Origin of the sequence: Solidesulfovibrio fructosivorans JJ], assembly GCF_000179555.1 — a bacterium.
Lineage (GTDB): Bacteria > Desulfobacterota > Desulfovibrionia > Desulfovibrionales > Desulfovibrionaceae > Solidesulfovibrio > Solidesulfovibrio fructosivorans.
Genome location: NZ_AECZ01000041.1, coordinates 24563 through 33768, shown reverse-complemented (window position 1 = coordinate 33768; position 9206 = coordinate 24563). Strand labels below are relative to the sequence as shown.

Genomic DNA, 9206 nt, shown 5'->3' with positions numbered 1-9206 from the left:
AACGGTTACAGGTGTTCTAGCGTTAACACGCTGTAACCGTTGAAAGTCTTTGGGAAGGGGGTCCGGGGGGAACCCTTTCTTCAGAAAGGGTTCCCCCCGGTTTCCTTTTCAAGGCTCTTTTTGCAGCAGGCGCAGCAGGAGGCAGTCGAGGGTGTCGGTCAGCGCGGCGCACAGGCCGCCGCCGCCCGGGCCCTGGCCGAAGAGTTCCCGGCGTTCGGCCACGAGGTCGGGGTCGGCCGTGGCCGGGCCGTCGACCAGGGACAGGGTGATTTCGAGCCGTCGGGCCGGGAAGAACGTTTCCAGCCGCGTGGCGAAGTCCCGCATGCGCGCGGCGAAGTCGGGGCCGACCTCGCTCCAGTAGTCCCGGGCGGCTCCGGTCGGGGGCAGGGCGGCCGCGCCGGCCAGCATGGCCGCCAGGTTGGACAGGGAAAAGCCGGGCATGCCCGGCCGCCAGCCGAGCAGCCAGGTGTTGCGCGGGAAGAGGAACCGGGCCTGCCGGCCGGCGACGATGGCGGCGTTCATGGCCTTGCGGGCCGCGTTGAGGTGCGCGTCGTCGAAGCGCGCGGGCAGCGCCGCCGGGTCCCAGTCCGGCACGACGCGGCCGAAGGCGTCGCCGCAGGTGAAGACCGTGAGCAGATGGGACAGCCAGGCGTTGGCCTGGGGCGAATCCGGCGTTTCCAGGTGGGCGTGGGACAGGACGTAGCGTCCTTTGCCGAAGCTGCCGGAAAGCATGCAGGCCCCCCCCTCGAGAAAGGCCGGGGTGAGGGTCACGCCGAAGCGCTCCCGGCACTGGCCCAGAAGGGCCTCGGACATGCCGCCAAGGGCGATGTCGGCCAGGAGCAGGTCCGCTTCGGCCCCGGCGTAGGCCGCGACAACGGCCACGTCCGGGTCGGGGCCGTCCTCGGGCGGACAGAATCCGGCCGGCCACCAGACCGGGGCGGCCATGGTCGGGGGAAAGTCGGGCGGGGTCAGGCGCGAATCCGGGTCCAGGCGCAGCCGCACATGGCCGCTGACCAGATGGTCGAGGCGTTCGGTGAAGGTCCGGCGCGTCCAGGAGCAAAGGGCCAGCCCGTCGGGGTGGGACAGGGCCAGCCCGGCCCCGCCGCAAAAGCCGCAGTAAACGCCGCCGCCGGCCACGTAGTCGCGGATGGCCGCCGTGCCGGCCGGCCCCAGGGCGGCGAACTTGCGCCGGGCGAATCCGCCGGGGACGAACAGCGCGGTCGGCGACTCGCGCCAGAGCGCCCCGGCGGCGACCTCCTCGCAACTGACAGGACGCGCCGCGGCTCCCAGCGCGGCAAGCCCCCGGCATAACAGCAATCCCCACAAGTGCGAATGGTCCCACAGGACGAGAAACCGCGCGGCCATGGGACAACCTAGCGTCTCGGCGCGCGGGCGGCAAGGCGCGGGGCCGCGCGCGGGCGCATGACAGTGACAATGGCGGCGATCTTTTGTATCCAAGGCCGCTTGAGCGGCGCTTTTGCGCCGCCTTTTTCCAAGGAGCGCAGCATGACAAGCGAGGCCCTACCCAAGGGATACGAACCGGCCGATGTCGAGGCCCGGTGGATCAAATACTGGCAGGAAGACAAGACCTTCACTCCCGACCCCGACGGGCCGGGCGAACCGTACAGCATCGTCATCCCGCCGCCCAACGTGACCGGGGCCCTGCACATGGGCCACGCGCTGAACATCACCATCCAGGACATCCTGTGCCGCTACCATCGCCAGCGGGGCCGCAACGTCCTGTGGGTGCCGGGCACGGACCATGCCGGCATCGCCACGCAAAACGTGGTGGAGCGCTCCCTGGCGGCCAAGGGCGTCTCGCGCGAGGCCATCGGCCGCGAGGCCTTCATCGAGGAAGTCTGGAAATGGCGCGCCGAATACGGCGGCAAGATCCTCAACCAGATCCGGCGCCTCGGCGCGTCCGTGGACTGGACCCGGGAACGCTTCACCTTCGACGAAGGCCTCTCCCGCGCCGTGCGCGAGGTGTTCGTGCGCCTTTATGAAGAGGGACTCATCTACCGGGGCGACTACATCATCAACTGGTGCCCGCGCTGCCACACCGCCCTAGCCGACCTGGAAGTGGAATACGCGCCGCACATCGGCAAGCTCTATCATATCCGCTACCCGGTGGAGGAGATGCCCGGCTCCTTCCTCACCATCGCCACCACCCGCCCCGAGACCCTGCTCGGCGACACGGCCGTGGCCGTGCATCCCGAGGACGAGCGCTACAAGGATTTCGTGGGCAAGCACGCCATATTGCCGCTGGTCGGCCGGCGGTTGCCCATCATCGCCGACGCCTATGTCGAGCGGGAATTCGGCACCGGCTGCCTCAAGGTCACGCCGGCCCACGACATGAACGACTTCGAGCTCGGCCGCAAACACCACCTCGAGGTCATCGCCGTGCAGGACGAGGCCGGCAACATCAACGAGAACGCGCCCGAGAAGTACCGCGGCCTGGACCGCGCCGAGGCGCGCAAGGTCGTCATCGAGGACCTCAAGGAACAAAAGCTTCTCGACGACATCCGCGACTACGAGCACAACGTGGGCGAGTGCTACCGCTGCCGCACGGTCATCGAGCCGTATGTGTCCAAGCAGTGGTTCGTCAAAACCGGCCCCCTGGCCAAAGCGGCCCGCGAGGCCGTGGAACACGGCCGCACCGCCATCCTGCCCGACCAGTGGACCAAGACCTACTACGACTGGCTGGACAACATCCGCGACTGGTGCGTTTCGCGCCAGATCTGGTGGGGGCACCGCATTCCGGCCTGGACCTGCGACGCCTGCGGCGAGCTGATCGTCTCCCGCGAGGACCCGACCGCGTGTCCGAAGTGCGGGGCCACGACGCTGACCCGGGACCCGGACGTGCTGGACACCTGGTTCTCCTCGGCCCTGTGGCCGTTTTCCACCCTTGGCTGGCCCGACGAGACCAAGGAACTGAAGACGTTTTACCCGACCACGGTCCTCAGCACCGCCTTCGACATCCTCTTTTTCTGGGTGGCCCGCATGATGATGATGGGCCTGCATTTCATGAAGGAAGTGCCGTTTAAGGAAGTCTACATCCACGCCCTGGTGCGCGACGCCGAGGGCCGCAAGATGAGCAAATCCCTTGGCAACGGCATCGATCCGCTGGCCATGATGGATCAGTACGGCACGGACGCGCTGCGGTTCACCCTGGCCGCTTTTGCCGCCATGGGCCGCGACATCAAGCTGTCCGAGGAGCGCATCGAGGGCTACCGCCATTTCGTCAACAAGATCTGGAACGCGGCCCGGTTCGCGCTCATGCACATCGGCGAGGGCGCGCCGGACATTCCCCTTGAGGAGGCGGCCAAGGCCGGGCTTTGCCATGCCGTGATCCTCTCGCGCCTGGAGCGGCTCAAGGAGAAGGTGGCCGGGGCCATCGAGGGCTACCAGTTCAACGACGCGGCCCAGGAGCTCTACGGCTTTTTCTGGCGGGAATTTTGCGACTGGTACCTGGAGATGGCCAAGGTGGACCTCGGCGGCGAGGACGCGGCCAAAAAGGGCGCGGCCAAGCGGGTGCTCTTCACGGTGCTCTCCGAGGTGCTCACCCTCATGCATCCGTTCATGCCCTTCGTCACCCAGGAGATCTGGAGCAAGCTGCCGGGCGTGGCCGACCCCAACCTGGCCCGCATGTCCTTTCCCGGGGCGCGGCCGGGGCTCGTCTCCGAGACGGCCGAGGCCGACATGGAGCTCCTCAAGGCCGTTGTGGTCGGGGTGCGCAACATCCGGGCCGAGCTCAACATCAATCCGGGCGTGAAGCTGACGGCCCTGGTCCATGCCGACAACGACAGCGAGGTGGCGTCGCTTACGGCCAACACGGCCATGATCGTTTTCCTGGCCAAGCTGGAGCGTTTCGAGGCCGGGCTCGAGATCGCCGCGCCCAAGGCGTCGGCCTCCACGGCGGCCGGGACCTGCGCGCTTTACGTGCCGCTTTCCGGGGCCGTGGATTTCGATGTGGAGTTTCTGCGCCTGTCCAAGGAAGAGGTGAAGACGGTCAAGGAACTGACCGTGGTGGAGAAGAAGCTCGGCAACGAGGACTTCGTGTCGCGCGCGCCGGCGGAAGTGGTGGCCAAGGAGCGGGAGAAGCAAGAGGCGCTTGGCGAACGGCTGGCGCGGCTTCGGGAGCTCAAGGACCGCATCAAAAAGCTCATGGCCGAATAAGCGGCCGCTGCACGATAGCGCAATGAAAGGCGGGCGGTCCCTTCCGGGGCCGCCCGCTTCGCTTTGTATTGGTCGGGGGCGCTTGGACCTAGGCGGGCAGAGCCCTGGCCGAGCCGCCGGCCTCTCCGCCGCGCATTTCGGCGATCAGGCGCGTGAGCACGCTCGACTGTTCGGCCAGGCCGGAGATGGCCTGGGCCGATTGCCGCATGCCTTCCGAGGCCTCCATGGAAATCCGGTTGATGTCGTCGATGCTGCGGTTGATCTCCTCGCTCGTGGCCGATTGCTGCTCCGAGGCCGTGGCGATGGACTGAATCTGGCTCGCCACCATGTCGGCCAGGGACACGATTTCGTTGAGCGCTTCCCCGGACTGGTTGGCGAGCTGCGTCGTGTCCGCGATGGTCTCCACCGTCCGCTTGACCTTGTCCACGTTGCCGGCCGCGCCCTGCTGGATGCCGGTGACCGCGTCGCCCACCTCCTTGGTGGCGTTCATGGTCTTTTCGGCCAGCTTTCTGACTTCGTCGGCAACGACCGCGAAGCCGCGCCCGGCGTCGCCGGCCCGGGCGGCCTCGATGGCGGCGTTTAAGGCCAGCAGGTTGGTCTGGTCCGCGATGTCGGAGATGACGTTCATGATCGCGCCGATGCCGCTGGCCCGTTCGCCGAGGGTCTCCATGTCGCGCTGCAACTCCCGGGCGTGGTTTTGCACCGTGTCGATGCCGCGCACGACCTCGCCCACGACCTCCTTGCCGCGCAGGGCCTTTTCCTTGGCCTGGTCGGCGGTGCCGGCGGCCATGGAGGCGTTCTTGGCCACCTCGAGCACGGTGGAGTTCATCTCTTCCATGGCCGTGGCGGTCTCGGCCGCGCTGTGGGATTGCTGGGTCGCGCCGTTGCTGGCCTGTTCGATCTGGGCCGAGAGTTCTTCCGAGGCGGTGGCCGTGTTCTGGGCCACCTCCTGCAAGGTGCCGGCGGCGGTCAGCATGGCGTCGCGCTGGGCCGTGGCGTCGCGCTGGGCCGCTTCGGCCCGGTCCATGGCTTCCCTGGCCTTGGCCGCTTCCTCGGCCGCCTCGGCCGAGCGGGCGTCGGCTTCCTGGATGCGTTCCTTGAGCCGTTCCACCATGGTGCGCAGGCTGTCGGCGAGCTTGCCCACCTCGTCGCCCTGGTGGATGTCGAGCACGCCGTCGAGGTCGCCGCCGGCCACCCGGTCGGCAAAGACCGCGCTGGACAGGATCGGCCGGGTGATGGTCCGGGTCAGGGAGAGCGCGATGCCGATGCAAAGGAGCAGGGCGGCGACGAGGCCGGAAACCATGATGGTGCTTGCCGTCTCAAGCTCGGCCACGGCCTCGTCGGACAGCCGCTGGGTGTTGGTCATGCCCGCCTTGGCCATGTCCTTGGCCAGTTCTTCGATCTCGGCCGCCCGCTGGTTGCGCTCGACGCCAAGTTCGGACAGGGCGGCGGTATTCGTGTCAAAGGCCATCATGGCGCTCTTGTAGCCCGCCAGGGCCTTTCGCACATGCCCGATTTCCTGTTTGTCCGCTTCTTGCCGCGTGACGGAGGTGAGATGTTCGACGACGTCTTCCACTTTGGGAAACATTTGCAACGCCTCGGCGCGGATGCTTTTGTCATTGACGGCCTGGGCCTTGAAGTTCTTCACCCGGATGTCAAAGCCTATCTTGATGATCGCCTCGATGTCGGCGAGCTTGCCGAGGCGTTCGGCCAGGCGGGCCGAGTCCGCCTGGGTTTGAATCTCCTGGGCGAACTTTTTCTGTTGGCTCGCGGAGAGCGTTTCCACGCTCTCGACGAACTCCGCCGCCGCGGCGTCCATCTTCTGGCGCGAGGCGAGAAGGGCGTTGATCAGTTTTTCCGTCTTGTCGGACAGGCCATTGTAGGCGTCCACCTCGTTTTGAACTTTCGGCAGATCGGCCTTGAGGCGCACCAACCCTGGGTATTTGGTCGACAGCTCATGGGCCTTGGCCAGGGCCTGGCGCACGTTTTCGGACTCCTTTTGGGCCTGCTCCCGGTACGTCCGCTCCATGCTCAAGGAATAGCCGCGCATGGCGTACATGGTGAGCAAGGATGTGCGCTCGATTTCGTTGGCGATACCCGTTTCGGGAATGTATTGACTTGAAAGTGTCTCGGAAGTTTTTTCCACACTGTACATGTTGAAGACGCCGAGGAGACCGAGAGCGCAAGCGATTAGAATCAGGCACCCGAAGCCTATGCCGATCTTGAGTCCAAGCCTCATGTTTTTCATACGAAGATCCTCTGTGCTAGAGTCAATGCCAGCCTGGGCTTCCACATCCTTCAACACGCTACGGCAGGTTATGATGCATATTACTTTAGTGACAAAAAACAATCTGCCCTAGGTGTTGGGAAAAAACAAGAGCGCGGAGCCGGCGGCCGCAATACTTGGCCGTCGGCCAAAAGCCTTCGGCGGGGCGGAAGGATACGCACCTCGCCATGGTTATTGAGGAAAAATGGTTGGCCGCGCCAGGGATCGAGGGATCGGAAAAATGCCCGATCGCTTCGGGGTCGGAAAGGGAATCCTCGCCTACGGTTCGGCCTGCCCCAGGGCGCAGCCGCCGCTATCGAGCATGCGCTCCACATCCTCCCGGGCGATGGGCCGCGAGAAGAGAAAGCCCTGGCCGGCCTCGCAGGCGAAGTCGGTCAGCACCGCCGACTGGGCCTCCAGCTCCACGCCCTCGGCCACCACGTCGAGGCCCAGGCTGTGGGCCAGCGCCACCACCGCGCCGACGATCTTGCGGTTCTCGTTGGCTTCGATCTCGCTGACGAAGGTGCGGTCGACCTTGAGCGTGTCGATGGGAAAGCGTTGGAGATAGGACAGCGACGAGTAGCCGGTGCCGAAATCGTCCACCGACAGGCGTACCCCGAGCGCCTTGAGGCGTTTGAGCCGCAGGATCGACACTTCCGGGTTGTCCATGATGACCGTTTCCGTGATCTCGAGCTTGAGCGCATGCGGATCGAGCCCGGTGGCGCGCAGGATGCGCTCCACGTCCTCGACCAGGGTCGGCTGGGTGAGCTGCTTGGCCGAGAGGTTCACGCTCATGGACATGGCCAGCACCTGGGGAAAGTCCGTCTGCCAGCGCACCATGGTCCGGCAGGCCTCCTCCAGCACCCACAGCCCCAGCGGCACGATAAGGCCCGTATCCTCGGCCACGGGAATGAAGTCCTTTGGCGAGGCCACGCCCTTGCCCGGACGCCGCCAGCGCACCAGCGCCTCGAAGCCTTGCAGGCTGCGGTCGCTCAGCGACAGGATCGGCTGGTAGTCGAGGAAGAATTCCCCCCGGTCGAGCGCCAGGCGCAAGGCGCTTTCCAGGTCCATCAGCCGGATGGCGTCCTCGAGCATGCGGGTGTTGAAGACCTTGAAGCGGTTTCGGCCTTCGCCCTTGGCCCGGTGCAGGGCGATGTTGGCGTTGCGCAGGAGCTCCTCGGGCTTGTCGTAGAGGCAGGGGCTGATGACGATGCCCATGGAGCAGGTGACGTGGATGTCGTGGTCGCAGAACTGGAAGACTTCCCCCACGGCGCTGCGGATGCGTTTGACGATGCGCACGATCTCCCGGTAGGAGCCGGTTTCCTCGAGCAGCACCACGAATTCGTCGCCGCCCAGGCGCGAGACCGTGTCGAGCCCGCGCACGCATTCCCGAAGCCGCTTGGACACGCCCTCCAGGAGCCTGTCCCCCATGTGGTGGCCCAGGCTGTCGTTGATGACCTTGAACCGGTCGAGGTCGAGGAAGATCACGGCGTACTGGTAGTTATCGCGCCGTTTGGAGCGCTCGATGGCTTGGCGGATGCGGTCCAGGCACAGGGAGCGGTTGGGCAGGCCGGTGAGCGGATCGTGAAAGGCCATGTGGGCCAGCTGGCTTTCCAGGCGCTTGCGGTCGGTGATGTCCGTGACGAGCCCGCCGGCCAGGCGCGAACCCTCGTCGTGGCCCATGGGGAAAAGCGCCAGCAAGAGCGTCTTGTCCGCGCCGTCGATGGATACGGTCACTTCCTTGCGGACCGGCTCGTTCCAGGCGATGACCCGTCCGGCGTCGCGCGACAGGGCGGTGGCCAGCTCCTCGGGCAGCGTCTTGGTCACGAGCGCGCCGTGGGGCGGCGGAGCGCACAGGCCGAAAATGCCCCAGGCGGCGGCATTGGCCGCAAGCAGCCGGTCCTCGGCGTCGAGCACGAAAAAGCCCTCGGGGCAGCGTTCCAGCTCCAGGTCCGGCTGGTCCGGCCGCGCTCCCGGCGCCCGGGTGGGGCTGGCTTCGAGCAGGAACCGGGGACCCTCGCCGGCGGGCAGGGGAACGCAGGTGACGGCCAGGGGAATGGTCCCGCCGCCCGGCAGGCGTCCCCGGACGCGGGCGCGGGCCGTTTCCCCGCCAAGGGCGGCGGGAAGCAGCCGGTCGAGCCGTGGCCGGTCCTCCGGGGCGAACAGGGTCGCGAACGCCACGCCGGGGAGGGTCCCCGGCGCGCGGTCGAAGAGTTTTTCCCCGGCCGGATTGGCTTCGCGAACGAGGCCCCGCGCATCGAGCAGGAACTGGGCCGTGGTCGCGGCGGCGAACACGGCGCGGCTTTGGGCCTGGCCGGCGGCCAGGGCCTTTTCCAGGCGCTGGCGGGCCAGACTGGTCTCCACGGCGGCCAGGAGCGTCTGGTCGTCCGGGGGATGGGGCAAAAGGAAGTTGACCTGGGCCCGGCGGGCCGGATCGAGGGGGCAGGCGTCGCCGTTTCGGGCCAGGAGGATGACCGGAATGCCGTGGCCTTCGCGCAAAAGCGCCGCCGCGTCCGCGCCGTCGCAGGCCCCTTCGAGGTCGAGGCGCAGCACGGCCAGGTCCGGGCGGTCGTCGTCCGCCTTTTCCAGGGTCTCCCGGCAGGATGCCGTGGGGCCGAGCGGCACGTAGCCGTTTTTATCGAGGAGTGCGGCCAGGCAGGCCGCCGCGACGCGGTCCTGTTCGCCGATCAGAATGCGGGGAGGCGCCATGAAAACCCCCTGCCACGCAAAAGCGGTGTGTCGGGGCGTCGCCAGGGGCTTCCGG

General features: G+C 66.9%; 4 protein-coding genes. 1 reads left to right on the top strand and 3 read right to left on the bottom strand.

Annotated features, from left to right (window positions below; genetic code table 11):
- Positions 1-108 precede the first annotated feature (108 nt).
- Complete coding sequence (locus DESFRDRAFT_RS18585) at positions 109-1365, bottom strand: BPL-N domain-containing protein (protein WP_005996531.1); 1257 nt, start codon at positions 1363-1365, stop codon at positions 109-111.
- Between the two features lie 141 nt (positions 1366-1506).
- Between DESFRDRAFT_RS18585 and DESFRDRAFT_RS18580 the strand changes: the two genes are divergently transcribed.
- Entirely contained in the window at positions 1507-4176 is a 2670-nt protein-coding gene (locus DESFRDRAFT_RS18580) for a valine--tRNA ligase (protein WP_005996530.1), read from the top strand.
- Positions 4177-4264: 88 nt separating this feature from the next.
- On the opposite strand, the gene DESFRDRAFT_RS18575 is transcribed toward DESFRDRAFT_RS18580, so the two are convergent.
- Both DESFRDRAFT_RS18575 and DESFRDRAFT_RS18570 read right to left on the bottom strand, forming a co-directional pair.
- On the bottom strand, positions 4265-6424 hold the full coding sequence (locus DESFRDRAFT_RS18575) for a HAMP domain-containing methyl-accepting chemotaxis protein (protein WP_005996529.1): 2160 nt from the start codon (positions 6422-6424) through the stop codon (positions 4265-4267).
- Between the two features lie 297 nt (positions 6425-6721).
- Positions 6722-9151 (bottom strand): EAL domain-containing protein, encoded by a 2430-nt coding sequence (locus tag DESFRDRAFT_RS18570; RefSeq protein ID WP_005996528.1) that lies wholly within the window; start codon positions 9149-9151, stop codon positions 6722-6724.
- Positions 9152-9206: the final 55 nt, after the last annotated feature.

Excerpts from the sequence above, each read along its gene's own strand:
- DESFRDRAFT_RS18585 (WP_005996531.1), bottom strand. The coding sequence starts at position 1,365 with ATGGCCGCGCGGTTTCTCGTCCTGTGGGACCATTCGCACTTGTGGGGA.
- DESFRDRAFT_RS18575 (WP_005996529.1), bottom strand. The coding sequence starts at position 6,424 with ATGAAAAACATGAGGCTTGGACTCAAGATCGGCATAGGCTTCGGGTGC.
- DESFRDRAFT_RS18580 (WP_005996530.1), top strand. The coding sequence starts at position 1,507 with ATGACAAGCGAGGCCCTACCCAAGGGATACGAACCGGCCGATGTCGAG.
- DESFRDRAFT_RS18570 (WP_005996528.1), bottom strand. The coding sequence starts at position 9,151 with ATGGCGCCTCCCCGCATTCTGATCGGCGAACAGGACCGCGTCGCGGCG.